This window comes from Vitiosangium sp. GDMCC 1.1324 (assembly GCF_003044305.1).
GTDB lineage: Bacteria > Myxococcota > Myxococcia > Myxococcales > Myxococcaceae > Archangium.
On record NZ_PZOX01000001.1, the window covers coordinates 127,004 to 153,383 of the forward strand.

The window sequence follows — 26,380 nt, forward strand, 5'->3', positions numbered from 1 at the left end:
TCGAATGGATGCCTTTCTGGATCGCCTCATCTCGCTTGCCCTCGAGGAAGATCTCGGGGCGGCGGGTGACATCACCACCGATGCCCTTGTCCCCGTGGACGCTCAGGGCTCCGCCGAGCTGCTCGCCAAGGAGCGGCTCGTGCTCGCCGGGCTGGACGCCTTCGCCCGTGTCTTCGAGCGCGTGGATCCGGCCTCCAAGGTCGAGCTCCTCGCGCGCGATGGGCAGGAGATCCAGCCCAAGGCGCTGGTGGCTCGGGTGCACGGCCGCATGCGGGCTCTCCTCACCGCCGAGCGCACTGCGCTCAACATCGTCCAGCGCACCTCGGGCATGGCCACCATGGCGCAGCAGGTCATGGCCGCGGTGCGCGGCACGAAGCTGCGAATTCTCGATACGCGGAAGACCTCACCCGGAATGCGCTCGCTGTCCAAACAGGCCGTGAAGGCCGGTGGCGCCTTCAACCACCGTTTCGGCCTCTTCGATGGTGTCCTCATCAAGGACAACCACATCGCGGCCGTGGGTGGCTCCGTCCGTGAGGCGCTCCGCCGGGCCCGCGCCAACGCGCCCCAGTTGGTGAAGATCGAGATCGAGGTCACAAATCTCGATCAGCTCGCCGAGGCGCTCGAGGAGGGGGCGGACGTGGTGATGCTCGACAACATGGACGACGAGCAGATCCGCCGCGCGGTGGAGCTGACCGCTGGCCGCATCCCGCTCGAGGTCTCCGGTGGAATCACCCTGGAGCGCCTGCCACGCCTGGCGAAGCTCGGCGTGGACTTCGTGTCCATGGGGGCGCTCACGCACTCGGCGCGCGCCATGGATTTGTCCCTGGAGATCGTCCAGGCGCGGTAGCCCGGCTGCTCAGCGGCTGGAGCCGAGGGCCTCATAGCGAGGCTCTCCCTCGGCGGACGCGGGGAGGTTCATCTCCAGCGCCGCCGCCACGGTCGGCGCCACGTCCGTGGTGCTGATCTCCTGAGTGTACGTTCCTGGCTTCACCCCCTTGCCCGCCAGGATGAAGGGCACCAGTTGGTCGTACGCGTACGGGGTGCCGTGGTTGGTGCCAGCGGGATCGGCGCTGATGACGTGGAAGGGCTTCACCACGAAGAGCACGTCGCCGCTGCGCCCTGGGAAGTAGCCGCGCCGCAAGGGCATCACCATCCCCGCCACGTCCGGCATCGTGTACAGGTCGTCACGCGCCACCGCCAGGGTGATGGCCGGCTGCTTCAACAGCCAGGCTGCCGCGGCCCGTCGCACCGCCGCCCCGTCCACCTTGCCGCCCTCCAGCGACTTGCCTCCCAGATAGACGTCCAACTCCTCGACGGTGGCGAGGATGTCCCCGCCGAACTGCGCTCGCAGCGCCTCGGTCAGTCCCTTGGAGAGGGCCGTCGGGTCCACCCGCTGCGCATCCATTCCCTCGGCGGCCCAGTGCTCGGGCACTGCCGCGCCGCCGTGGTCCGCCGAGAGCACCACGAGGAGGTTGGCTCGTCCCCCCGCCGCGCGCTCGGCCAGGGCCACCAGGTCGCCTACCGCCTTGTCCAGCCGGTACAGCGTGTCCTGCATCTCCCACGAGTTGGGGCCGTACTGGTGGAAGACGCGGTCCGTGGCGCTGAAGCTCACCGCGAGCATGTCCGGCACTTCGTCCTTGCCCAGGCTCTCGCCTTCGATGGCGGCCCTGGCGGCCTTCACCACCAGGTCCATCGACAGCGGGGAGATGGCGAAGGCGGTGTACGCCTGGGGGCCGGGGGAGGGGAGGCCTCCGGTGAGCGGATGCGGGAAGGTGCGCCCCAGCCCGTAGTACTCGCCCTCGTACGCCCGGTCATCCTCGCCCACGTACTCGGTGCGTGGCAGCAATGGCTCCCATGCCTTGCCGAACCACGCCTCCGGCGGATTGGCCGCGTTGAAGGACTTCAACCAGCCGGGCAACTCCTTGGTGTACCAGGTGCCCGTGACGAACTTCCCCACCGTCTCATCGAACCAGTAGGCCTGTCCGAGCCTGCCGGCCAGCGGAATGGCCGAGCGCGCCTTGCCCGACAGCGCGATGGCCTTGCCCTGCTCCTGCGTGGTCAGCCGCAGCTTGTCGGCCACCGTCTCCGCCATGAGGTTGGCCGGGCTCACGTCCTCGTTGGAGAGGGGCGCCTCTAGCACCGGGTGCGTCGGGTCCGGGAAGACGCGCTCTGGCTTGCCCGTGGCCCGGTCGATGATCCGGTTGTCGACGATGCCGTGGCGCCAGGGATTGGCGCCGGTGGCCAGCGTGGCATGGCCCGGTGCGGTGCGTGGCTTGGCGTAGCCATACCGCGCGTATGGGTAGAAGGCACTCGAGTCGATGAGTTGCCGCAGCCCTCCTTTGAGTCGCGGCCGGTTGCGCAGCAGCAGATCCGAGCCCAGCGCGTCCACGGTGATGAAGAGCGTCAGCCGGGGCGGCTTTGCCAGGGCGGGCAGGGCGGTAACCAGCACGAGGAGGGGGAGGGCGCGGAGGCGGCGGAACATGGCCTGGATCCTCCACGCCTCGTGCTCAGAAGCAACCAACTCTCTAGCACCAATGCTTTCCGGTCGGACATTGCCCTGTTACGGTCGCCGCGCCCATGGTCGAGGCACGACTTCGAGTGATCTACGGCGACACGGACCAGATGGGGGTCGTGTATTACGCCAATTATTTCCGCTACTTCGAGTTCGCCCGCAGCGAGTATTTCCGCTCGCGTGGCGGCAGCTACCGCGAGCTGGAGCGCGAGGGACTCATGCTGCCCGTGGTGGAGGCAACCGCCTCCTACAAGTCGCCCGCTCGGTATGAGGACGTGCTGCTCGTGCGCACGCAGGTGAGCGAGGTGAAACGGGTGACGCTGACCTTCACCTACGAAATCTTCCGTGAGGGGAGCCCGGACACGCTCCTGTGTACAGGGCGCACCGTCCATGCCTGTGTGGGCCGCGACGGGAAGCTCACCCGCCTGCCGGACGCGGTCGTGCGCCTGTTGCACGAGGCGCCCTGAGTTTTCACTTCTTCAGTTCCTTTCCAAGGAGATACCGATAATGGATCGCAACCTGGCAATGGAGGCCGTGCGCGTCACTGAGATGGCGGCCATCGCCTCCGCCCGGCTCATGGGCCGCGGCAACAAGAACGAGTCGGATCAGGTCGCCGTGGACGCCATGCGCAAGGCGTTCGATGCGCTGCAGATCAACGGCACGGTGGTCATCGGCGAGGGCGAGCGCGACGAGGCCCCCATGCTCTACATCGGCGAGAAGGTGGGCCGCCGCAATCCGGAGGATCCGGAAGTGGACATCGCGTTGGATCCCCTCGAGGGCACCAACCTGTGTGCCTACGGCCGCCCGGGAGGCATCTCCGTGGTGGCCATGGCGGGTAAGGGCAGGCTGCTCAACGCGCCGGACACCTACATGGAGAAGATCGCCGTGGGTCCGCGCGCCAAGGGCGCCATCGACCTGCGCCGTACCCCCACCGAGAACCTCCACGCCATCGCGGAGAAGATGAAGGTCTATGTGGCGGACCTGACGGTGATCATCCTCGACCGTGAGCGGCACACGGACCTCATCAAGGAGGTGCGGGCCGCGGGAGCGCGCATCCGTCTCATCGAGGACGGTGACGTGGCCGGCGGCATCGCCACCTGCTTCGAGGACACGGGCGTGGATGTGCTGATGGGCATTGGCGGCGCCCCCGAGGGCGTCATTGCCGCCGCGGCCATCCGCTCGGTGGGCGGTGACATGCAGGGCCGGCTGGTGCCCCGCAACAACGACGAGATCGCGCGCGCCCACCGCATGGGCATCTCCGACATCTCGAAGATCTACACGGCCGAGGAACTGGCCGGCGGCGAGGTGATGTTCGCCGCCACCGGCGTCACCACGGGAGACTTCCTGCGGGGCGTGCGCTTCTTCGGCAGTGGCTGCGAGACGCACTCGGTGGTGATGCGCAGCAAGACCGGCACGGTGCGTTTTGTCCAATCCCGGCACCGTTTCGACCAGAAGCCGGGTTACAACTTCTAGAAATCCCCCACCGCGGAGATACGCACCATGGCTGGCGCCACTCGCTCCATCGTCATCAACGCCCCCCCGGACAAGGTCTTCGACATCATCATCAACTACGACCGCTACGGGGATTTCCTCCCCGAGGTGAAGAAGGTCTGGACCTCGGACCGCAAGGGCAACGAGGTCAAGGTCCACTACGAGGTCAACGTGGTGAAGACGATCCGCTACACCATCCTCGTCAGGGAGGAGCGGCCCAAGCGGATGTCATGGTCCTTCGTCGAGGGCGAGGTGATGAAGGACAACAAGGGCAGCTGGGTGCTCGAGCCCGAGGGCGACAACCGCACCAAGGCCACCTACACCGTGGAGATGGCCCTGGGCCCGCTGGTCCCCAAGGCCATCATCAACGGGCTGGTGGACCAGTCCCTGCCCAAGATGTTGGAGGCCTTCAAGCGCCGCGCCGAGAGCCCCTAGCTCCTCGACGCTCCGCGGCATGCACCCCCGGTACGACCGGGGGGCAGGCGGGAGACCGGGCAAGGTCCTGACAGAGCCGTCACTCCGGATGTACTGCGGACTCCTACGAGTTGGACGGCTTGCGGGGAACGCTGGCTCGATTAGAATCCAGTCAACGTTCTTGGCGTCCGGGGTTTTGAGACCACTTCGTCTTCTGGACATTTCCGCCAGGTTTGGTTGTCGGGTGGTAGACGGGCGAGCATGCGAGGTTGCTGGCACGTACTCAGAAAGGAACCAGGGCCCTTACTTTGCATCTGATGGACTCAGAAGCCGATGGGGTGGCAGGAAACCAGGAGCGGGATGGCGGGCGTACATCGGGGTACGTAGGCTGAGGGAGAAACCGAACCCATGCTCGACGCCTTCATCATCGAAGAAATCAAGCGCCGGGAGCGGAACCGGGAAGAGCGGGAGCGCCCCGCACTGGAGATTCCGCTGCCGATGCCTGAGGAGCGCCCCCGGCGCCGGTCGGACACCGAAGATGACGAGAAGCCGCAGCGCGGAGTCATCGTCATCGACATGCTCGGCTGAGCGGACGCTCCCTGTCCTTGAGGCCCGCCGTGGACGTCCCCTTCAGGGGACGGCTCCATGCGGGCCTCGTGCTTTCCGAGCCAGGTAGTAGCGCCTCATTCCGGTGCCAGTAGCAGCAGGTGCCGGGGGTGGTAACGGCTCCAGAGCAGCCCCGCGCTCGGGCCTGGTGAGTCCAGCACCCCCTGCCGCCATTCGGACGGAATGGCGTCCTCACCGTGGAATGCGCCCAGGAGCGCTCCGGTGACGGCCCCGTTCACATCCGCGTCCCCGCCCCGGTTGATGACGTCCACCAGCCCGGCCTCGAAGGTGGGGGCGTGCAGCAGTTCCCAGAAGGCCAACCGGAAGGCCACCCGCACATGGTCCTGCTTCCGGTGCATGTGCAGGTCCGGCCAGTAGAGCATCGGGTCGTCCTGCCGTGCCGCGGCCAGGTCTTCCTTGAGGAAGACGGCGGCGGCTGAGACCTCCTGGACGAAGTCGGCGGCCGAGCGGCCCAGGGTGGCGCTGGCCACGGTCAACCCGCTCATCGCAGCCGTGAGGAGGTCCTCCTTTCGCAACGAATCACCCCCGTTGAGGGCGTGCGCGATGGTGCTGTTGAGGGTGGCGCACGCCAGCTGGCAGCGTGGGTCGAAGTGGGTGAGCGCGGAGTCCGCGAGCGAGGCCTGCACCTGTGCCTGGGGGTCCTCGTGGAAGAAGACGCCGATGGGGGCCGTGCGCGCGAGACTGCCGTTACCGGCCGCGCGCCTCTGTCCGCGCATCCACACGCGCCGCCCGGCCGTCGCCTTGGGGAGGCCGGACTCGAGCATTTCGGTCAGCACCTCCTGGGTGTGCTCGCTCATGCCGACGGCGTGCCCCTGCCAGGCGAGGTAGCGCCGCAGCATGTCATCCGCGTCGTACGTCCCCAGTTCGCGCAGGCCCACGCCCAGGCAGCTCGCCATCTGCCCGCTCTCGCCTACCTGGCCCCGTCTTAGTTCGAAGGGGCCTCCGCCCTTGAGCTTCCGGTGGGGCCCGTCCGCGAGCTGGGGGAAGGGGGGGGCGACCAGGGGCCTTGCCTTCAAGGGGACTCCGAGCGCATCCCCCACGGAGAGCCCCAGGAGCGCGCCTCGGCCGCGCAGGTGAGGGGTCAGTTCAGGGGTAGGGGGGACGGGGCGGCGCGGTGGCATGGAGGGGTGGGTGTGGATTCGGGGGTCGACAGTGTAGCAGTCCCACTGTCGAGCAAGCTTGCGAGGGCCGGAGGGGTCTTCTAGAACCGCGCGCCTATGACAGAGATCGCTCAAATCGTAGCGCGTGAAGTGCTCGACTCTCGCGGCAACCCCACCGTGGAGGCCGAGGTGTTCCTCGCTGGCGGGGCCAAGGGCCGTGCGGCGGTGCCATCCGGTGCGTCCACCGGTGAGCACGAGGCGCTCGAGCTGCGGGATGGGGACAAGAACCGCTACCTGGGCAAGGGCGTGCGCAAGGCCGTCACCAACATCATGGAGACGATTGCCCCTGAGCTCGTGGGCATGGACGCGACGGACCAGTACGCCGTGGACATGCAGATGATCGAGATGGATGGCACGCCCACCAAGAGCAAGCTGGGCGCCAATGCCATCCTCGCTGTCTCCATGGCCACGGCGCGCGCGGCGGCGGATGCCTTCGGCCTGCCCCTCTACCGCTACGTGGGCGGCGCGCAGGCGCGTACCCTGCCGGTGCCGCTGATGAACATCCTCAACGGTGGTGCCCACGCCGATACCCGCGTGGACGTGCAGGAGTTCATGGTGGTGCCCGCGGGCGCTCCCTCGTTCTCTGAGGGCCTGCGCTGGGGCGCGGAGATCTTCCATGCGCTGAAGAAGATCCTCAAGGGCCGCAAGCTGGCCACCGGTGTGGGCGACGAGGGCGGCTACGCCCCGGACCTGCCGGCCAACGAGGAGGCCCTCAAGCTCATCATGGAGGCCGTCTCCGCGGCGGGCTACAAGGCCGGGGAGCAGATCTTCCTCGCGCTGGACGTGGCCGCCAGCGAGTTCTTCGACAAGGGCACGAAGAAGTACCGCCTCAAGGGCGAGGGCAAGGAGTTCGATTCGGCCGGCATGCTGGACTACTACCAGCAGCTCGTGTCGCGCTACCCCATCGTCTCCATCGAGGACGGCATGGCCGAGGACGATTGGGAGGGCTGGAAGCGCCTCACCGACGCGCTCGGGAACAAGCTCCAGCTCGTGGGTGATGACCTCTTCGTCACCAACGTGGAGCGTCTGGGTCGCGGCATCGAGAGTGGCGTGGCCAACTCCATCCTGGTGAAGGTGAACCAGATCGGCAGCCTCACGGAGACGTTCGAGGCGGTGCGCATGGCCCACAAGGCCGGCTACACCTCGGTGATGAGCCACCGCTCGGGCGAGACCGAGGACACCACCATCGCGGATCTGGCCGTGGCGCTCGACTGCGGGCAGATCAAGACGGGCTCGGCCTCGCGTTCGGATCGCATCGCCAAGTACAATCAGCTGCTGCGCATCGAGGAGGAACTGGGTTCCGCCGCGCGCTACGGCGGCAAGAAGGCGATCAAGGGCCTCCTGCAGGCGAAGTAATGAGAAACGAGGGAGACGTGGCCGACAAGAAACCCCGCATCCTGGTATCCAACGACGACGGCTACTTCTCCGAGGGACTGCGTGCCCTGGTGGACGCAGTGAGCCCTTTGGGGGAGGTGTGGGTGGTGGCTCCGGACCGCGAGCAGAGCGCGGCCTCGCACGCCCTCTCGCTGCACCGCCCCCTGCGCATCACCGAGGTGCGTGAGCGCTGGTTCGCCGTGGACGGCACCCCGGCGGACAGCTCGTATCTGGCGATCCACCACCTCATGAAGGATGATCGCCCACGCATCATGGTGTCCGGCATCAACCACGGGGCCAACCTGGCCGACGACGTCAACTATTCGGGAACGGTGGCGGCTGCCCGCGAGGCAGCGCTGCTGGGCATCCCGTCGATTGCGTTCAGCCTGGTGTCGCGCGCGCCGTTCGACTTCCAGCATGCCTCGCGCTTCGCCCGGTCGCTGGTATCGGCGGCGCTCGCCCAGCCGCGGCTTCCGCCGCGGATGCTGCTCAGCGTCAACGTGCCCAGGGGCGAGCCCACGGGCTACGCTGTCACCCGGCTGGGCCGGCACTCCTATGGCTACGACGTGGTGGAGAAGGAGGATCCGCGCGGCCGCAAGTACTACTGGATTGGCGGTAGCTCCTACGAGCACCAGGACATCCCCGGCAGCGACTGCAACACCGTGCATCTGGAGCGCCGCATCTCGGTGACGCCGCTCAACTTCGAGCTCACCGACGTCCCCGCCATGACGGCGCTGATGGGCTGGAACCTCGAGGGCTTCCCACGTTTCGATGTGGGCAGGGGAGGCGACTGAGGTTGGCGGTGGCGGGAGCCAGCCAGGCGCGGCCAGCGTTGTTCGTGCTGCTCGCGCTTCTCGGCACCACCGGCTGCGCGCTGGTGCCGAAGTCCGCTCCCCCTTCCGCTCTGGCTCCGGCCTCCGAAGTGCCCCCCGTGGAGCTCGGAGAGTTGCGCGAGCCCCACCCGGAGCCGGAGCTCGTCTCCGTCCGGCACAAGGTGGCTCCAGGCGAGACGATGTACCGGATCGCCCGCACCTACGGCATCACCGTTGAAGAGCTGTCCGAAGCCAACGGCATCGATGACCCGCGTACCCTCTCCGTGGGGCAGGAGTTGCTCATCCCCGGATTCGAGCAGCCGGTGCCCATGGCCACCGAATCCTCTCTCTCGCCGGAATCGGAGAAGGAACGGCCGGTCCCGGGCACAAAACCTCCCCCGCCCAAGACTCCGGGCTCCTCCCGGCCCCCGGCCGTCGTCTCGGTTCCGTCACGCCCGGTGCCTCGGCCCGTGACCCCGCCAGCGCCTTCTCGGCCCGTGCCGGAGACGAAGGGGATGCTGGATTGGCCCCTGCGCGGCGTGCTCTACGCCCGCTTCGGAAAGAAGGGGCGCGAACCCCATGACGGTATCGACCTCGCCGTGCCGGTGGGGACTCCGGTGAAGACCGCGCAGGAAGGGGAAGTGCTGTACGCGGGCGAGCAGCGCGGCTACGGCCTCATCATCATCATCCAGCACTCGGAGCGGCTCATCACGCTCTACGCGCACAATCGAGACCTGCGTGTGCGTACCGGCCAGAAGGTGCGGCGCGGCCAGGTGATTGCCACCGTGGGTGAATCCGGCAAGACGAGCGGTCCGCAGCTCCACTTCGAGGTGCGTGTCGATGGCAAGCCCGTGGACCCGCTCGACTATCTGGGCCCGTTGCCGTCCTCGTGAGTCCCGGGTCCCCACAGAGGGCGCCTGGTGGCGAGCCATGCGAGCAGGTGTACGCCTCGTGGCTTCGCTCCACACCCCACGGTCGGCCGTCTGGTACTAGAGTGTTGGCCCCGTGAGCCGTCTTCTGCCGCTACTCCTCACCCTCCTGCTCGTCCCGGTTGCCCGGGCCTCCGAGGCACCCAAGGCCTCGACACCCTCGGCGGAGGCTCCTGAGCCGGTTCTGGTCATTACCCTCCTGCCCCTGGACTCCAACGAGGAGGCGCAGAACCAGGCCCCAGGTGTGACGGCGCTCATCGTGAGCCGGCTCGCCGAGTCTCCCCGTCTCGCGGTGTCCACCGCTTCGGATCATGAGGCCGTGCGCGTCGCTGGAGCCTGTTCGGACGGCTCCTGCGACCAGGCGGCTCCCGGTACCCCCGGCTCCTCCAAGGCACGCTACATCATCACCGGTCGGCTCGATGGCTTCGGCTCGCGCTACCTGCTCACCACCAACCTCGTGGATGCCGAGAGCGGACGGGCCCTGGGCCGTCCTCGCATCGAGGTGGCCGCCGAAGATGCCCTGCCTCGCGCTGCCGTGGCGATCGCGGATCAACTCCTCGCCGCGCTTATTCCGGATCCCTCTAAGCGCGCTGTCTCGAGCGCCCGCTCCGGGTCTCCGCGCGTCCCCGGGGTAGGGTCGTTCCTTGTCGGCTTGCGGTTCAACAACAGCCTCATCTCCAATATCTCCTCGTTCAACCCTGGCGGCGACGTGGAGATCGGCTTCCACTTCCATCCAGAGTGGGTCGTCTTCGGGCAGGTGGGCTTCACCTACGTCACCTCCACGGAGGAGGGGCGAAAAGGCGGCCTCAGCGTCCTGCCCAGCGTGCTCGGCCTGCGCCACTACCACAATGCCGAAGGCTCCGCTCGCCCCTACTGGGGACTGGGCCTCGGCGTGCAGTTGTCCTTCGGCGAATACGGCATCTTCCGGCAGACCGGCCCGCTTCCCACGGTCATCGGCTTCATCGGCTTCGAGTACCTCATCGCCGGTCACCTCGGCGTGCAACTCGAGGCCTCCACCAACATTGCCCAGGCCATGCTCGGTCTCACCGATGGGGGCTTGGGCAGTGGTCTCAACCTCGACCTCAACCTCGGCATTGCCTGGCACTTTTGAGCCCGGAGCTTTCGCACATGCACTCGCGCTGGCGTGTCCTGCCCCTGCTCGTCCTCCTCGCCGCTGGTTGCGAGGATCGCTCTTCGATGCCTGGCCCCAAGGAGCAGGCAGAGGGGTACTACCTCAAGGGCAACACCGAGTACCTCGCGGGCAAATTCGATGAGGCCCTGGCCTCCTACAACACCATGAAGGAACTCTCTCCGGATGACCCCCGCCTGCCCGCGGCCATCGGAGAGGTCTATCTGTCCATGGGCCGCCTCAACGATGCCGCGGCCCAATTCGACCTCGCCCTCAAGCGCGATTCCAAGCGCTCCACCAACTGGAGCCGGTTGGGCTTCATCCATGCCCAGCTCGGCCGGCTCGATGAGGCCCAGAGTGCCTTGCGCAAGGCCCTCGCCCTCAATCCCAAGGACTTCAACGCGCTCGAGCAGCTCGCGGAGATTCACGTCAAGCGGGGTGAGAAGGACGCCGCCGTGAAGCACTTCGTCCTCGCCGCCGAGGCCTGTCCGGACGCCAGCAAGTCCCCTCTCGTCCTGCGTGCCGTCGATGTGCTCACGGGTGACGGACGCCATGCGGACGCGCTCCTGCTCCTGGGAGACTGGACAGGCAAGGGCGTGCGGACCCCCGAGTTGCTCACAGCGCTCGGCGACGAGCAGGTGCGTGCCGGTCAGCTTGTTCCCGCTGCCACGTCCTACCGCGAGGCCGCCGGCAACTCTCCCAAGGACCCCACGCTCTGGGAGCTCGTCGGGGAGATCTACACGAAGTTGGACAAACCGGCGGATGCCCTCGCGGCCTACCGCGAGTCCCTGCGCATCAAGGACCGCTCCATCGTCCACGTGGCCATGGCTCGCATCCACTTCGGGCGCAACGAACGTCAGGCCGCCGAGGAGGAGCTGGGACACGCCCTCGAGACCGTCTCCGGCTCCGACGTGCATGAGCTCACCGAACTGGCCGATCTGCTCTCCACGTTCGGGCGCAAGCCGGACGCCTTGCGCATCCTCATCAACCTCAGCGCCGAGCCGGACCAGTCGAAGGAGCTGTCACTGCAGCTGCGCACCGCGGCGCTCGCGCGGGAGCTGAAGGACGAGGCCACCGTGCGCACGGTGTGTGAGCGGATCGCCAGCAGCGGGGTGAAGCTCAAGAAGTGCCCTTGAGCCCGCTTGAACGCACCCCGCCCTGGCGAATTTGTGCGCTCTAGGCGAAATGGTGCGGTGTGGCCGTCTGGAGCAATCCACTGCGCATCGATGCGCAGTGAAACAGGCGGGGGGTAATTCACTGCGCATCGATGCGCAGTGAAACAGATGGGGGGCAATCCACTGCGCATCGATGCGCAGTGGATTGGGGTCAGCTCTTTCCACCTGGCAGCTTGCGGTACACACCCACCACCTGGCCCAGAATCATCGTCGAGCGGAACTCCGCCTTGCTCACGAAGATGGGCTGCATGGTGGAGTTGGCGGGCTGGAAGCGGATGCGCTCCCCCTCGGGGTAGTACCGCTTCACCGTGGCCTCGTCCTCGATGAGCGCCACCACGATGTCCCCGGCCTGGGCCTGCGGAGTCTTGCGGACGAAGAGGTAGTCCCCGTCGAAGATGCCATCTTCGATCATCGAGTTGCCCTTCACACGCAGTGCGAAGACCTCGCGCCCCTGACCGCCCAGCAGGAAGCTGTCGATCCGGACCGAGTCCTCCACGTTCTCCTGCGCGAGCAGGGGAGCGCCCGCCGCCACCTTGCCCAGCAGCGGAACCTCCACCATCCCCGATTCCTTCTTCACGCCCAGGCCCAGCAGCAGCCGAGCCCGCTTGGTCGGCACCAGGGAGCGGCTCTGCTGCTCGCCCCGGTTGAGGTACCCCTTGCGCTCAAGTGCCTTGAGGTGATCGTTCACCCCGTTGGTCGAGCGGATATCCATCTCCTCGCCAATCTCCCGGATGGTCGGTGGGAAGCCCCGCGACTCCGTCTCCTTGACGATGAAGGCCAGGATTTCCCGCTGGCGTTCGGTCAGCTCTTCCATGCCTCGCTCCCTCGCCTGGTGGGCTGTCCACCGGCGCAACAGGCTTTCAGTACCGTCATGCTCCCTGAACATACGTATAGAGTCAATTCGTTCAAGGCTGAGCACGCACAATCCGTGTGGGTCCTCGGGTTCCGAACAGGGTCTGGGGTCCCTCGTCGTCTGCGCGTAGACTTCCGGACACCTTGTCCGAGCCCCGACACACCCTCCTGTTGGTCGACGACGAGCCCGACGTCATCGACCTCCTCGTGCGCATGTTCCAGAAGCGCTACCACGTGCTGTCGGCCCACTCCGGCCGAGAGGCACTGGGGCTTCTGCGGCAGCACCGTGTGGACGTGTTGATCACCGACCAGCGCATGCCGGAGATGACGGGCATCGAGCTGGTGGCAGCCGCGCGCTCCGAAGGCATCGACGTCACCGCGCTGCTCCTCACCGGCTACACCGACCCCGAGGACATCATCGCGGCCATCAACCAGGGCCAAGTGTACCGCTACATCACCAAGCCCTGGGATTTGAACGACCTCGTCATCACCGTGAAGAACGCGGTGGAGTACACCCAGCTGCGGCGGGACAAGGAGCGGCTGCTGCGCCAGCTCCATCAGCGGGTGGAAGCGCTCGGCGTCCTCTACGAAGTGAGCCGGGCCAGTGCGAACGAGCCGCTCGGCTACGACGCCATCATCGACCGTGTCCTCACCGCGGTATCGCGCGTGCTTCCCTACGACTGTGGCGCGGCGCTCATCGCGGTCGGTTGGGATCGCACCGCCACCCTGCGCCTGCGCTGCCAGGGCACCGTCGTCGGGGAGCAGTCGCTGTTGGGCGTGAAGGAGGCCATGCTGGTCTCGTGGGGCCAGCGCTCGGGGCTGGTGCTGCCCGAGGATCGCGTCATCACGCACGTCACCGGTACCACCTCCCAGGATGCCGCCGCCCCGGCCACGTGGGCCAGCCAGCTCACCGTCGCCCTCACCGCCGGAGGCCGCCCGGTGGGGTTGCTGTCGCTCTTCTCCCAGCGCCCTCATGTCTACTCCGAGGAGGATGGCGCGCTGCTGGACACGCTCGCCAACCAGACGGCGGATGCCATCCAGTCCCTGCGCGCTTCCGAGGAAGCCTCGCGCCAGCGCATCGACCGCATGGTCGAGTCCATGGCCGATGGTGTCATCCTCACCGACGAGAAGAATGAGATCGTCGTGCTCAACCCGGCCGCGCGCCGCCTGTTGATGCTAGGAGATGGCCCCACCACCCCGGACGCCAGCAAGCGGCTGCGTGAGAAGCTCGGGTTCGATCCCTTCGAGCTGGTGCGCGGCTGGGAGTACGGCGGCGCCCAGGTCTTGCGTGAGGAGCTGAAGCTCGATGAGCTCACCATCCACACCACCGTCACTCCGGTGAACGACTCGCGCGGGGTGCTGCGTGGCGTGTGCGTGGTGCTGCGCGACGTCACCGAGCAGAAGCAACTCGAGGAGCGCAAGGACGAGTTCGTCCACATGGTGAGCCATGAGCTGCGCACGCCGCTCACCTCCATCTCCGGTTCTCTGGACCTGGTGCTCAATTTCCTGTCTAGCGACATGAACGAGAAGCAGCGCCGCTACCTGATGCTGGCGCGCGACTCGACGGAGAAGCTCAACGCCATCGTGGATGACCTGCTGGACCTGGCCAAGTTCGCCAAGGGCCGGCTGCGGATGAACTTCGAGTGGGCGTACGTGGACGAGTTGGTACGCCGGGCGGTGGAGAAGTACGGCCCCGCCTTCATGGAGCGGCGCATCAAGGTGTCCGCCGGCCTGCCTCAGCACGGGCTCCGGGCGCTGGCGGACCCCAACCGCCTGACCCAGGTGCTCAACAACCTGCTCACCAACGCCGCCAAGTTCACTCCCGAGGGCGGCGAGGTGCGGCTCGACATCAAGGCCACCTCGGCGGTGCCGGGTTACGTGGCGCTCACGTGCTGGAACAGTGGCGAGCCCATCGCCGAGGAGAACCTGGAGCGCATCTTCGACCGCTTCGAGCAGGCGCGCACCAAGGCCAACCGCACCGTGCGCGGCACCGGGCTGGGGCTGGCCATCTGCCGCAACATCGTGGAGGCCCACGCTGGCTACATCTGGTGCGAGCCCTGTCAGGATGGCGTGCGCTTCGTGGTGGTGCTCCCCGTGGAGCCTCCCGCGGAGTACCTGCGGCCGGACGGTCTGGACTTCACCCAGAAGCGCAATCCCGAGCGGCGGGGGGCGTTGGTGCTCGTCGAGGCCGAGCCGGACATTGGCTACATCACCAAGGCCCTGTTGCGCGCGCGTGGCTACGAGGTGCGCCTGGCCCCCAGCGCCGAGGAGGGTTTGACCCAGGCGCGTGCCCTCCATCCGGACGCCCTGCTGGTGGACGCCCGGCTGCCCGTCATCGACGGTCTGCGGTTGGCGGAGATCCTCCGGCATGATCCGGAGACGCGCCAGACGCCGCTGCTCCTCTTCTCCGCCTTCGACGAGCGCCAACGGGCCTTCCGTGCCGGGGCGGATGCCTTCCTGTCCATGCCGCTGCAGTCCGACCGGCTGCTGGCCACCGTGGACTCCCTGGTGCGAGGCCGCGCCGGCCAGTACCACGGGCGCGTGCTGGTGGTGGACGACGACGAGAAGGTGGTCGCCATCTGCCGCGAGGTGCTGGTGAGCCTCGGCTACGAGGTGCAGGTGTCCTCCACCCTGGAGGAGGCACAGCGTGCCCTGCGCGAGCGCCGCCCGGACGTGCTGCTGCTGGACGTGCAACTCCCCGATGGTGACGGCTACCACTTCCTCGAGGAGCTCAAAGCCGAGCGCGCCAGCGGCTACATCTCCGTCATCTTCATCTCCGCCCACTCCGAGACGAGCGCCAAGGTGCGTGCCCTCAAGCTCGGTGCCGACGACTACCTCACCAAGCCCTTCGATGCGTTGGAGCTGGGCGCTCGCGTGGAGACGGTGCTGCGCCGGAAGGAGCAGGAACTGGGCGCCTCGCCCACCACGCAGCTTCCCGGCTCGGGCGCCATCGAGCGCGAGGTGCAGCGCCGGCTCGTCGAGCGCAGGCCCTTCGCTTTCTGCTACCTCGACCTGGACAACCTCAAGGCCTACAACGACTACTACGGCTTCGCGAAGGCCGATGGCGTCATCCGCCAGACGGGTGATCTGCTGAGGGAAGTGTTCGGCCAGGAAGGGCTGCCCGGCGATTTCCTCGGGCACGTGGCGGGCGATGACTTCGTCTTCGTCACCGCTCCCGAGAGCGTGGACCGCATCTGCCAGCGTGCCATCGAGGCCTTCGATCGCATCATCCCACTCTACTACGACAAGCAGGACCGGGAGCGGGGTTACATCGAGACGGACGACCGCTACGGGGAGAAGCGCAAGTTCCCCATCATGAGCGTGTCCGTGGTGGCGGTGCTGAGCGATGGAGTGTCCAACGACCATGCCGAGCTTGCCCGGCGGGCCGCGGACATGAAGAAGCGCGCCAAGGCCATCCAGGGCTCCGTCTACCTGCGCAGTGACCGCGAGCTCGCGGTCATCCGGACGGCCACTGGATGAGGCTCTACCAGCAGCTCATCCTCTTCATGCTTGCCGCAACGGTGCTTCCCCTGGCGGCGGTGGGCTTCCTGCTGCTGTCGCGCGCCGAGGCGGAGCTGGCCGAGCGCATCGTCTCCGAGCAGCGCGTCGTCGCGGAGGCCACCGCCGAGAGCGTGTCCATGGAGCTCATGAAGACGGTGGATGCGCTCGCGCGCTCGGCGGAGCTCTTCAACTGGGAGAGCATCACCCCCGAGGAGTTCCAGGGTGGGCTGCAGCTCCTCTATGGGCAGTCTCCCTCCGTCAGCGCGGTGCTGCACCTCGACGCGCAGGGCAAGCCGCGGGGAGCGCCCGTCTTCCAGGCCTCGGGAGAGAGTGACCACCCGGGGTTCGATCCCACCGCGACGACAGCGCTCGCCCGGGCTGTGCCCGTGGAGACGCTGCGTCGGGGCAACAAGGGGCAGGCCGCTCTGGGTCGTGTCTACGCACACGCTCCCAGTGGGCAGGCGGCAGTGGCGGTGGCGGTGAAGCTGGCAGACGGGGAGGACGCTCCCTACGCGCTCGCCGAGGTCGTCTTCTCTGATCTGCAGGCGTTGTTGGAGCGGCGCGCCGGGGGCAACCCGGGACGCATCGAACTGGTGGATTCCTCGGCCGGACGCATCCTGGCCAGCTCCCTGCCGGAGCGCCGCCTGCAACCGGTGGGGGCCGCGCTGGCCACCCGGCTCGCCTCGGATGACGCGCCGGTGCGCAGCTTCCGGGTGGATGCTCCGGCCATGCGGGCGAGCGCCGCACGGGTGCCCAAGGTGCCTGGCTTCGAGGTGGTGGTGGCCGTGGACGAGGACGTCGCGCTGGCCCCGGTGCATGCCATGCGCCGGACGGTGTTGGTGTCCATCGGGGGAGCCTTCCTGGTGCTGCTCGGCCTGGGGGCGCTCTACACCCGCCGGCTCAACCGCCGCCTGTCCGAGGTGGTGGCCGGTGCCGAGGCCTTTGGCCGTGGTGAGTTGAGCCAGCGCGTCAAGGTGGAGGGCGACGACGAGCTCAGCGACCTGGCTTCCACCTTCAACCGCATGGGCTCCGAACTCGAGGCCGCCCGCGTCCGGATGTTGCGCTGGAATGATGAGCTCAAGGCCCGGGTGGAGGAGGCTACCGCCGAGCTGAAGGCCGCTCAGGTCCAACTGCTCGAGGCCCAGAAGCTCGCGGCCGTGGGCCAGCTCGGTGCCGGCGTGGCCCATGAGATCAACAACCCCCTGGCCGGCATCCTGGGTAACACCCAGCTCCTGATGCTCGAGCGCGACGAGAAGGATCCCGACTTCGACACGCTGCGGAAGATCGAGCTGAGCGCCAAGCGCTGCAAGGAGATCACCCAGAACCTGCTGCGCTTCTCCCAGCAGCGTGCGAAGCCCGAGTTGCGGCCCGTGGACCTCAACGCCGTCATCCGCGACGCGCTCTCGCTCACGGAGAATCAAATCAAGGGGGAGGGGATTGTGCTCGCCACCGAGCTGGGCTCCCCGCCCGTGCGCGTGAGGGGGGACCCGGGTCACCTGTCCCAGGTGGTGCTGGCCCTGGTGTCCAATGCGCGCACCGCGATGCTGAAGACGCAGGCGAAGCGGCTCACCCTTCGCACCGGCGAGCGGGACGGGCGCGGCTTCCTCGAGGTGGAGGACACCGGCAAGGGTATCGCCCCCGAGCATCGCTCACGCGTCTTCGAGCCCTTCTTCACCACCAAGGACGTCTGGTCCAACGTGGGCCTGGGCCTGTCGGTCGCCTGGCGGGTGGTCAGCGAGGCGGGGGGCACCATCGACCTGCGCACGGAAGTGGGGCAGGGCACCTGTTTCACCGTGTGGTTGCCGAAGGCGTGAGGCGCGGGGCCCGGCTGAGGTAGTTTCGGGGCCGTATGGACGCCCCCCGCTCCCGTCGGCGCAGCGCTCCCTTCCTGCTTGGCCTCGTCGTCATCCTGGCCGCGCTGCCGTTGGGCTATTTCCTTTTTCTGCACCAGCCTCCAGTCCCTCCGTCTCCGCCTCCGCCGCCCCGGGTAGTGGAGGCCCCTCCCCCCGCGACTCCTCCGGTCAAGCGTCCGGTGCACCTGAAGTTGGAGGAGATTCGCGGCACGGTGGAGGTACGCCGAGGTGGGGCATGGCGCACGGCCAGTGCCGGCGAGTCCCTGCGGCCCTCGGACGCGGTGCGCACCCTGGAGGGCTCCTACGCGGTTCTCATTGGCGGCGAGGCCGTGGAGGTCCGCATGGAGGCAGGGACCGAGGTGTCCGTGGAGGACCTCACCGACTCGCTCTCCCGCCTCCTGCTCGGCAACGGTATGACGACGGTTCGCGTCAAACCCGACGCGGGGCAGACCCTCGAGGTGATGGCCGCTGGCAGTGACGCCGTGGCCCGCACCGAGGGCGGTACCTTCACCTTGAGCAACAACGGCGCGGGCACCGTCGCCCTGGCCACCCTCTCGGGCGAGGCCTCCTTCAGCGGTCTGCGCAAGGTCGTCATCGTCCGCGCCGGCCAGCAGTCCATCGTCCGCCCCGGCCGAGGACCTTCGGATCCCACCCCCATCCCCACCAGTCTCCTCCTCAAGGTGAACTGGCCCGCCCGCCCCCGGCGTCAGGTCGTCGTCTCCGGTCAGACGGACCCTGGCGCTCACGTGGACGTGGGGGGTCGAATCATCCCCACCGACGAGGAGGGTCGTTTCTCTCAGATCGTGCCTCTCAAGGAAGGCGCGAATGCCGTCCAGGTCCATGCCTTGTCCGTAGGGGGTTTACGCCAGGAGGAGCAACGCGCCCTCACCGTGGACACCACTCCTCCGAAAAAGGTCACAGTGGACCCAGGGATATGGGATGACCCACGTCCGCAGGGCCAATAATGGCAGGCTGACAGACGAGCGCCTTGACGCCTACTAATCAGGCCTGTAATTTGCATCTCTCAAGGTCTGAGAGTCGTCCCAGTACAAGGGCAATCCCGGGTGAAAGCCTGGGTGCGCAAAGCCGTGGGGCCTGAAGTACGGCCGGCCGTGGTTGCCGTGGGAGCTGGCGCTGGTTCGCGCTTGGGGGGCTGAGCCCGGGATCGCCCTTTGTCACAGGGTCGGGTCTTTCGCCTGTGGTGCAACCGGAGGTCAGCCACGATGATGCGGACGCTCACCACCCTCGCGTGCCTGGTGCCTGTGCTGGCCCTGGGTCAGAACACGGGTGCTCCCCTGCGAGGCACGTCCCTCGTCATCAACGATGGTCCTGGAGACCAGACGGAGCCTCACGTGAGCGGGGCGCTGGTGGCCTACACCAGCCGGAGCAGCCTCAGCACCAGTGAGATTCGCTATCACGACCTCGTCTCGGGTGTGGATCAGGCCATCCCCAACGCGGGGGCATACGACTCCGTCTCCGACGTCAACGGCGACATGGTGGTCTTCACCCGCGCCACGAGCTCCAGCCGCATCTTCCGCTTCAACGCGCGCGCGGGAGGGGCCGCGGAAGAGCTCGCCCCGCGTTCCGGCGCGAACCGGCACGCGGCCACGGTCGGAGGGCAGACGGTGGCGTGGCAGGAGCAGGGTTACACCGCTGCCTCGGTGCCGCCGGAGATCTTCGCCTACCGCATGGACACGACCGCGCTCACCCGGCTGTCCGAGGATACGAGCCTGGATCAGACTCCCGGGGTCAGCGCGGACGGTCAGACGGTGGTGTGGACGAAGTGCGCCACTGGCAACACAGGGTGCGACATCTGGTCGGCCCGCGCCGTCGACGGCGGCTACCAGGTCTCCCAGCTCACCGGGACGCAGGGTGAGGAAACCCTGCCCGACACCAACGGTGAGGTGGTGGTGTACGTGACCCAGGGCACCGAGAGCGGGGCGGACTCGGACATCGCCTGGCAGCCGGTGAGCGGGGGCGAGGTCCATCGGCTCACGCTTCCGGGCGCGGACACCAATCCCAATATCAGTGGCCCGCTCATCGCCTTCGAGCGGTGGGATGCGTCCAGCGCGACGCCCAACTTCGATCTCATGCTGTATGACCTGCGCACGCAGACGTACTACCGGCTCACCGAGACGCCTGGCAGTGAGGTGCTCAGCGACATCAGCGTGGGCTCGGATGGCCTGGTGCGGGTGGTGTGGACGGCGCGGCAGAACGGCAGTTCCAATGTGTACGCCTTCGTGTTCCGCCTGCCGGATGATTGCTCGTCGATGCCCACCTCCAAGGATCCCGCCGCCGTGTGCGCCTCGCCCGGCTCGCGGCCGCTGTTGGGCACGCTGCTGGTGAGCCGTTCCACTGGTGAGTCGGATGTGGTCTCCACCGAGGTCGAGAGCACGGGCACCGGTGTGCTGTGCGTGGACAACGGTTTCGAGGGGACGCCCGCCACCGCGGGATGGGTGTGGCTCGGAGCGGGCCTCCAGGTGGGGCCGGATGAGCTCGGGCATGACGTCACGAGCGTGGCCCGGGCCGTGCCTCTCCAGGGCCGGCGCAACCTGTCCGCCCAGGCGGAAGGCGCGCCCGGCAGCGCCTTCCGGGTGCGCCTCTACGGAGAGCTCTCGTGCGGCGGGCAGTCGGAAGAGCCGTTGCCGGGCACGGAGGTCCGCTACGGCCAGTTCGTGCCCGCCGAGCCCCAGAGCACCGGTTCCGACAAGGGTGGCTTCGCGCACTACTTCGTGCCCAGCGGGTACGAGGGGCAGCTCCCATCTGGTGCTGGCTCGGAGACGGGCGGGCCGGGGACGGTGGAGTCGCCGGCGGAGGGGTCCGGTGTGGAGGTTGGGGCGGTGCCGGACGCGGCCCCGGAGGAGTCTCGCGCGGGTTGCAGCGCGGGGGGCGGCTCGGTGTCCCTCTTCGGGGTGTGGATCTTCGCCTCGTTGTTGCTCCGGGAGAGGGACGCCCGGGCGCGGGGCCGTGTCGCATCGCGGCGATAGGATTTCGGGCACGGCACGGACGCTGATAAATTACCGACACTCTGAACCATTTCCTGCCAGTGCTGCTGCTCGTCGCTTCGGCGGCCTCAGCGGACACGCTCGAGATCCTGGGGCCGTCCGCGGCCGTCCCACCCGAGGGCTTCTCCATTGCTCTGGTGCGGCGGGACGCCACGGGTGCGCTCGTGCCAGCGGAGGGGCTCTCCGTGTCGGCGAGCGGGGCTCGGTTGCAGCCAGGTCCCGAGCAGCCCCCTCTGCGGACGTTCCTCGTCGTCCCGGAGCCGGGAGCACGCGAGGTGAAGGTAGCCGCCGAGGGCGTGGGGTCTCGGGCCGAGGCCCGGTACGTGTTGGGTCCACCGGCGACGCAGGTGTCGCTCACGTTGGATCCGCCCGCGCCGGTGAAGGGGCGGGACAAGGAGGCGCGGCTCACGGTGCGGATGCTCCAGCCGGATGGCACACCGGATGACACCGGGGCTCCGCCCGTGCTGCGGGCCAACGTAGGCCGGGTGGAGGGGCTCGTGCGCACCGGGCCTGGCACCTGGCAGGCCCGGTACGTGCTGCCGGACACGCGCTACCCAGAGGTGGCGATCCTGGTGGCCCTCTCGGCGTGGCCCCATCCGCAGTCCATCCACGGCGCCTATGGCAAGGTGCTGGTGCCGCTCGCCGCCTCGGTGGAGTTGCCGGGCCGCACCGAGCCGGACGCGGAGATCTCCGTCACCATCGCCGGGACGACTTTCGGGCCGGTGAAGGCGGCGCCGGACGGACGCTTCCGGCTGCCGGTCATCGTCCCTCCCGGTCACAGCGTCGGGCAGGCGCGTGCGGTGGACGCGGCGGGCAATGTGCGGCGCTCCCGGATGGACCTCGCGTTGCCACCCACGGACGGGCTGGCGTGCGTCCTCCACCCGCAGCGGCTCCCGGTGGATGGCACGTCCCGGGCACGCATGCTGTGCGCCACCAGCGATCCCTTTGGCCGGCCCGTGCATGACGCGCGGGTAACGGCCTCGGCCCGTTACGGCACCTTGCGCGGGCCGACGCGCGCCGAGGGCGGGCTGCTCGAGTGGACCTACACTGCGCCGCGCACCCTGCCCGCGGAACCGGAGCGGTTGGTGGCCACCTGGCCGGAGCGCGGGACCAGCTCGCGCGAGGAATTGTCGCTGCAACTGGTGCAGGGGCCGGTCGCGCGCACCTCCCTGTCTCTTCCTGAGCCGATGGTGCATCTCGGTTCGACGGTGACCGTCACCGTGAAGTCCTGGGATGCCTTCGGGAGGCCGAGGCCGGGAGCCCTGGTGGTTTCGAGCGCTCCGGTGGGCACGTTCAGCCCGCCACGTGAGGAGGCTCCGGGTGTTTTCACCAGTGCCTGGACGCTGCCGCCCCAGGGGCTTGTTGGCGAGACGGTGGTGAAAGCGCTCGCGTATGGCCCGGCCGGCACGGAGCCCGCGCGGCTGCGCGTCTGGGTGGACCAGGGCACGTTGCACGCGGGCGTCACGGACCTGGCTGAGCTGCCGGTGCCGGGACAGCCGCTGCGCGTCGGCGGCGAGGAGCGGATGACGGGCGAGGATGGTGCGGTGGTGTTTGGACCCGTTCGCCCGGGCCGGGTCGAGGTGGTGCATGGCCAGTGGCCGGGGCTCCGTCAGACGGTGTACGTGCTGGGCGAGGGCGGGCCGGTGTTCCCGCGGGAGCAGCCCCTTGCTCCGGTCATGGCGGAGCAGTCGGTGCGGTTGGCGCCTTCCGTGCCGGTGAACGTGCGGTTGAAGGTGGAGGGCCCGCGCGTCACGTTCTGGATGGAGGACGCGTCGGGCCGGGTGTTGGTGGGCCGCGAGGCGCACGTATGGCTGTCGGCCGGTCAGCGGAGTGCCGTGGAGCTGAAGGACGGATATGGCACCTTCCTCGTGAAACATGAGGGGCCCGTGAGCGTGTCGGTGGCGGACGTGCGCACCGGTGTGACAGCGCTCGCCGAGGTGCGGCCTTGAGGCGGGCCGCCTGGGCGTTGTTGCTCTGCCTGTTGCCGGGCGTCGCGCGGGCGCAGCTGGCGCGGGCGGAGTCACCGGAGCTGGCGGCGGCCATCGCCGGGCGCGTGTGCCAGGACCTGGACGGGGATGGGCGGTGTGCTCCCGAGGAGCCGGGCCTGGCGGATATCCGCCTGGTGTTGGCGACCGGCCGCGAGGTGCGCACGGATGCCTCGGGCCGCTACCACTTCGCCGGAGTGGACGCGCGAAGCCCCGACGTGACGGGCGGAGTGCACCTGCGGCCCGGCCGGCAACGGCTGCGGTTGGATCCGCGCACGCTGCCGCCCGACAGCGAGGCCCGCCCCGCGGCCGTCACGGTGGAGGTGCCGTGGGCCGCCGTGGTGCTCCAGGACTTCGCGGTGCGTACCCGGGCCGAGCCCCTGCCTTCCCTGTCGCTCGCGTATGACAAGACGCCGCCCGCGGCGGCGGTGGTGCCGGGCGGCGTCGAGTTCCTCGTGGCCGGGCACGCTTCACCGGGTGATGAGGTGCGGGTGGGCACCGTCCCGGCGGAGGTGGACGAGCGCGGCGACTGGCGTGCGCGTGTCCGGCTCGCGCCCGGGGAGAACGTGCTGTCCGTGGTCGTCTTCGGAGCCGCGGGCACCCTGCGCCTCTTCCGCCAGCGCATCGACGTGGTGTCACGTGACGGCGGTCTGCTCGTCATCCCTCGCGAGCCCGAGCCCGTCGGCGTGCTGCGGCTGCCGGGAAGCAAGGGCGAGCCTCCGGCCAGTGGTTCCTCGTCCTTGAGTGCCGAGTTCCCCGCGGGCACGCGCGTGCGCTCGCCTCAGGGCGAGGTGACGGTGGGACCCGAGGGCTCCGCGCTGGTGCCGTTGGTCCTCGTCCCGGGCCGCAACGTGGTGGCCTTGGAGGTGCAGCCGCCCAGGGAGCCAGCCCAGACGGTAACGGTGCAGCTGGAGGCGGTATCCCGGGCCCTCGCGGTGGGGTTGTTGGACGTGGAGGCCACGATCTCTCCGTTCACGGGAGATTTCCGGCTGCGAGGGCGCGGTGCGGCCCATGGCGAGGCGCGCCTGGGGGCCTTCTCCCTGATCGGCGAGTTGGACCTCCGGGATGTCGACGTGGACAGCCTGCGCGGGCGCCCGGCGGCCGACTGGCTGCGTCCTCGCATTCCGCGGTTGGACCGGGCACCGGATCCGGACTTCGCCATCCCCGAGTGGGGTGACGAATCCGTGGGCCTCACGCCCAACCCCGCCGAGGGCCGTCTGCGGCTGGAGGTGCGCCATGAGCAGCTTGGCCGGGTAGGCCTGGGGACGTACCGGGCCTATCAGTCGGAGGGCGAGGTGGGCCGTTACCACCGGCCGTTGTTCGGCCCCTTCGCGGAGTTGGCGGCGGAGCTGGGACGGGTGCGTGCGGGCGTGAAGGCCTTCGCCGGAGGGCTGGCGGACCCGACGCGAACGCTCTCCGCGCTGCCCGCGTACGAGGAGCTGCGTGGTACGGGCGGAAGCCTCTACTACCTGGGCTCGGCGCCGGTGGCGGAGGGCTCGGAGCTGCTGCGTGTGGAGCTGCGAGACGGAGTCACCGGGCTACCGCTCGCCGAGCGCCATCTCATTCGAGGCCGGGACTACGAGATTGACTACACGGCGGGCCGTGTCCTCCTCGCGCGCCCGCTGTCCTTCATCGCTGGCGAGCCGTTGCTGCGCACGGAGCCGCTGACGGCCGCGCCCGAGCCTGTCCTCACCGTGCAGTACGCCGTGCTGCAATCGGCTTCCCCGGCCGACTCCGCTGGAGGCGAGGCGTGGGCGGAATGGAAGGAGGGGCGGGTGTCCGTGTCCGCCGTGCGCGAGCAGCGCCAGGGCGCTCCCTACCTTCTCTTTTCCGGGCACGCGCGCACCACCCTGGCGGGCTACACGCTCATGGCCGAGGTGGCCAGGAGTCGGGGCCTGGCGGTGACGTCGGCGCTGCTGTTCGGCGTCTCGGACGATGGGGGCCTCTCCTTCCTCAGGCCGAACGAGGAGCTGGACGCACGCGGTGGGGATGCCCTGGGGTTGCGCTTGCGCGGGCCGGGCCTCTTCGGCAAGGGGTCGGTGGATGCGGCCTTCCGCCGGCGCACGGCGGGCTTCTCCGATGGCACTCACGTGGACACCCTGTCCTTCCGCCAGGCGTCCCTGCGCGTCGTGCAGCCGTTGGGGCCCTGGCGCCTCACGCTGCTTGGGGATGATCGGCTCTCGGCGGATCCGCGGTTGCCCTTTTCGAACGAGCCGCTGGAAGCGCGCACGCTGGGGCTGGGGTTCGGTTACGAGCGGGACCGGTGGGGCGTGGGCGTGGAGTTGCGTGACGCCAGCCTGCGCGCCAGCGAGGTGCCCGGCGAGGGGCCGCTGCTCGAAGGAGGACGGACGTCCGCGGGCCTCCAGGGCCACTACGTGGTGAATGACTGGCTGCGTGTGTCGGCCGGCCACAGGCAGGCGCTGGTGCTGCGCGGTGAGGGCCCGGGCCGGGTGGACGACACCTTCTCCTCGGCGGGCGTGGACGTGAGGGTCGATGACGACGCCGTGGTGGGCGTACGAGGCGGCTGGGGTCCCCGGCTGGGGCCTCTGGCCTGGTTGCAGGGCACGTGGCACCGGGGGCAGGACGTCTACTATGGCAGCTACTCGGTGGACGTGGACGGGCCGGACTTCGGCGCCAGCCGCGCGGTGAGCGGGGCGAGCACGGCGCTGGCGGATGGGACGAGCCTCTTCGTGGAGGATGTCGCCTCGCACGACGCCAACTCCGTGCGGTTGTCGCGGGCGGTGGGCTTTCAGCAGACCCTCTTTGGCTCGTTCAACGTGGGTGCTCGCTACGAGCGGGGCGTGCGCGGCGTGCTCGATGCGCCCACCACGCTGCGGCGCGACGTGGCGAGCCTCTCCGGGCAGCTCATCCTGGCGCGCTTCCGGGCCGATGGTCGCGTGGAGATGCGCTTCGATCGCGGCACTCCGGTGCGGGGCTCGCTGGAGCCGGTGGATCGCCTCCAGGCGGTGATGACACTCGCGGCGGAGGCCGTGCTGCGCGAGGACCTGTCGATCTCCGGGCGGATGAACTACGGCCGCACCTACCAGCGTCAGAGCAGGGAGGCGGAAGCCCGGCTCCTCGAGGGGTATGCCGCACTCGCGTGGAGGCCGGGGCCCTTCCTGGTGGTGGCGCGCTACGGCCTCACCCGCGAACTGGTTCCCGGTGAGCGCTCCGTCTTCGGCGAGCGGGTCCAGCAGATCATTTCACTGCTGCCGGCCGTGCGTCTGGGAGACCGGTTCGCGTTGGCGGCGGGGTTACATGTGGGCCGGAGCAACGGGGGCGCCGATGCGATATGGGTGTTCACCGGCTCGTTGCGCCCGTCGGTGCGAGTAGTAGGGGGGCTGGAGGTGGCGGTGGAGGCGGTGGGGCGGTCGGTGGCACCCGAGAACGAATCGTTGGGTTCGCTACGGGGCGAGGTGGCGTACCGGGTGGACGAAAGGATGCGTGTGGCCGCGGGCTATACGCTGTTGGGATTCACCGGACCGGGCTTGCCGGAGGAGGCACAGAATGGTTCCGACAGGCTCTATCTTCGGGCGGAGCTCGCGTACTAGGTGGGGGGCG

The 26,380-nt window shown here is 68.7% G+C and carries 18 protein-coding genes, 3 pseudogenes and 1 riboswitch; of the genes and pseudogenes, 18 read left to right on the forward strand and 3 right to left on the reverse strand.

Going from position 1 to position 26,380, the window contains the following annotated elements:
• The first annotated feature begins 4 nt into the window (after positions 1-4).
• Positions 5-847 (forward strand): carboxylating nicotinate-nucleotide diphosphorylase, encoded by an 843-nt coding sequence (nadC, locus tag DAT35_RS00435; protein ID WP_108064876.1) that lies wholly within the window; start codon positions 5-7, stop codon positions 845-847.
• Between the two features lie 9 nt (positions 848-856).
• Here nadC and DAT35_RS00440 read toward each other — a convergent pair whose 3' ends face one another.
• Positions 857-2,482 carry an alkaline phosphatase family protein gene (locus DAT35_RS00440; RefSeq protein WP_108064877.1) on the reverse strand — a complete coding sequence of 542 codons (1,626 nt, stop codon included), beginning with the start codon at positions 2,480-2,482 and terminating at the stop codon, positions 857-859.
• A gap of 95 nt (positions 2,483-2,577) precedes the next feature.
• Here DAT35_RS00440 and DAT35_RS00445 point away from each other — a divergent pair, with 95 nt between their 5' ends.
• The 4 genes from DAT35_RS00445 (at position 2,578) to DAT35_RS00460 (ending at position 5,005) form a co-directional block, all read left to right on the forward strand.
• Complete coding sequence (locus DAT35_RS00445; protein WP_108064878.1) at positions 2,578-2,979, forward strand: thioesterase family protein; 402 nt, start codon at positions 2,578-2,580, stop codon at positions 2,977-2,979.
• 40 nt (positions 2,980-3,019) lie between these two features.
• Entirely contained in the window at positions 3,020-3,985 is a 966-nt protein-coding gene (glpX, locus tag DAT35_RS00450; protein WP_108064879.1) for a class II fructose-bisphosphatase, read from the forward strand.
• Between the two features lie 27 nt (positions 3,986-4,012).
• Positions 4,013-4,438 (forward strand): type II toxin-antitoxin system RatA family toxin, encoded by a 426-nt coding sequence (locus DAT35_RS00455; RefSeq protein ID WP_108064880.1) that lies wholly within the window; start codon positions 4,013-4,015, stop codon positions 4,436-4,438.
• Positions 4,439-4,825: 387 nt separating this feature from the next.
• On the forward strand, positions 4,826-5,005 hold the full coding sequence (locus tag DAT35_RS00460) for a hypothetical protein (RefSeq protein ID WP_108064881.1): 180 nt from the start codon (positions 4,826-4,828) through the stop codon (positions 5,003-5,005).
• 95 nt (positions 5,006-5,100) lie between these two features.
• Here DAT35_RS00460 and DAT35_RS00465 read toward each other — a convergent pair whose 3' ends face one another.
• The gene (locus DAT35_RS00465) at positions 5,101-6,165 is read right to left on the reverse strand and encodes an ADP-ribosylglycohydrolase family protein (RefSeq protein WP_108064882.1); all 1,065 of its coding nucleotides are present in this window, start codon (positions 6,163-6,165) and stop codon (positions 5,101-5,103) included.
• 96 nt (positions 6,166-6,261) lie between these two features.
• Between DAT35_RS00465 and eno the strand changes: the two genes are divergently transcribed.
• The 5 genes from eno to DAT35_RS00490 all read left to right on the forward strand — a co-directional run bounded on the left by eno (position 6,262) and on the right by DAT35_RS00490 (position 11,584).
• Positions 6,262-7,560, forward strand: a complete 1,299-nt coding sequence (gene eno, locus DAT35_RS00470; RefSeq protein ID WP_108064883.1) for a phosphopyruvate hydratase — start codon at positions 6,262-6,264, stop codon at positions 7,558-7,560.
• Entirely contained in the window at positions 7,560-8,372 is an 813-nt protein-coding gene (gene surE / locus DAT35_RS00475) for a 5'/3'-nucleotidase SurE (protein WP_369945007.1), read from the forward strand. Before eno ends, surE begins: the two co-directional genes overlap by 1 nt.
• 8 nt (positions 8,373-8,380) lie before the next feature.
• Positions 8,381-9,283, forward strand: coding sequence for a peptidoglycan DD-metalloendopeptidase family protein (locus DAT35_RS00480; protein WP_369945064.1), 903 nt, complete (start codon positions 8,381-8,383; stop codon positions 9,281-9,283).
• 112 nt (positions 9,284-9,395) lie between these two features.
• Positions 9,396-10,430, forward strand: a complete 1,035-nt coding sequence (locus tag DAT35_RS00485; protein WP_108064885.1) for a hypothetical protein — start codon at positions 9,396-9,398, stop codon at positions 10,428-10,430.
• Positions 10,431-10,447: 17 nt separating this feature from the next.
• Positions 10,448-11,584, forward strand: a complete 1,137-nt coding sequence (locus DAT35_RS00490) for a lipopolysaccharide assembly protein LapB (protein WP_108064886.1) — start codon at positions 10,448-10,450, stop codon at positions 11,582-11,584.
• Positions 11,585-11,774: 190 nt separating this feature from the next.
• Here the strand turns inward: DAT35_RS00490 and lexA are convergent, their stop codons facing one another.
• Entirely contained in the window at positions 11,775-12,437 is a 663-nt protein-coding gene (lexA, locus tag DAT35_RS00495) for a transcriptional repressor LexA (protein ID WP_108064887.1), read from the reverse strand.
• A 251-nt stretch (positions 12,438-12,688) separates the two neighbouring features.
• Between lexA and DAT35_RS00500 the strand changes: the two are divergent.
• The 8 genes and pseudogenes from DAT35_RS00500 to DAT35_RS00525 all read left to right on the forward strand — a co-directional run.
• Positions 12,689-14,962: pseudogene (locus DAT35_RS00500) on the forward strand (response regulator); the annotation flags it as partial.
• Between the two features lie 66 nt (positions 14,963-15,028).
• Positions 15,029-15,379 (forward strand): annotated as a pseudogene (locus DAT35_RS62275) (PleD family two-component system response regulator); the annotation flags it as partial.
• 57 nt (positions 15,380-15,436) lie between these two features.
• Positions 15,437-15,955: pseudogene (locus DAT35_RS62280) on the forward strand (diguanylate cyclase domain-containing protein); the annotation flags it as partial.
• The gene (locus DAT35_RS00505; protein ID WP_108064889.1) at positions 15,952-17,790 is read left to right on the forward strand and encodes a sensor histidine kinase; all 1,839 of its coding nucleotides are present in this window, start codon (positions 15,952-15,954) and stop codon (positions 17,788-17,790) included. The pseudogene DAT35_RS62280 and the gene DAT35_RS00505, both read left to right, overlap by 4 nt.
• Positions 17,791-17,825: 35 nt before the next feature.
• On the forward strand, positions 17,826-18,794 hold the full coding sequence (locus tag DAT35_RS00510; protein WP_108064890.1) for a hypothetical protein: 969 nt from the start codon (positions 17,826-17,828) through the stop codon (positions 18,792-18,794).
• Positions 18,795-18,872: 78 nt separating this feature from the next.
• Positions 18,873-18,953: riboswitch (cyclic di-GMP riboswitch) on the forward strand.
• Between the two features lie 99 nt (positions 18,954-19,052).
• Complete coding sequence (locus tag DAT35_RS00515; protein WP_108064891.1) at positions 19,053-20,816, forward strand: hypothetical protein; 1,764 nt, start codon at positions 19,053-19,055, stop codon at positions 20,814-20,816.
• A gap of 62 nt (positions 20,817-20,878) precedes the next feature.
• Positions 20,879-22,783, forward strand: coding sequence for a hypothetical protein (locus tag DAT35_RS00520; protein WP_108065590.1), 1,905 nt, complete (start codon positions 20,879-20,881; stop codon positions 22,781-22,783).
• Positions 22,780-26,370, forward strand: coding sequence for a flagellar motor protein (locus DAT35_RS00525; RefSeq protein ID WP_108064892.1), 3,591 nt, complete (start codon positions 22,780-22,782; stop codon positions 26,368-26,370). Before DAT35_RS00520 ends, DAT35_RS00525 begins: the two co-directional genes overlap by 4 nt.
• The last annotated feature ends 10 nt before the right edge of the window (positions 26,371-26,380 follow it).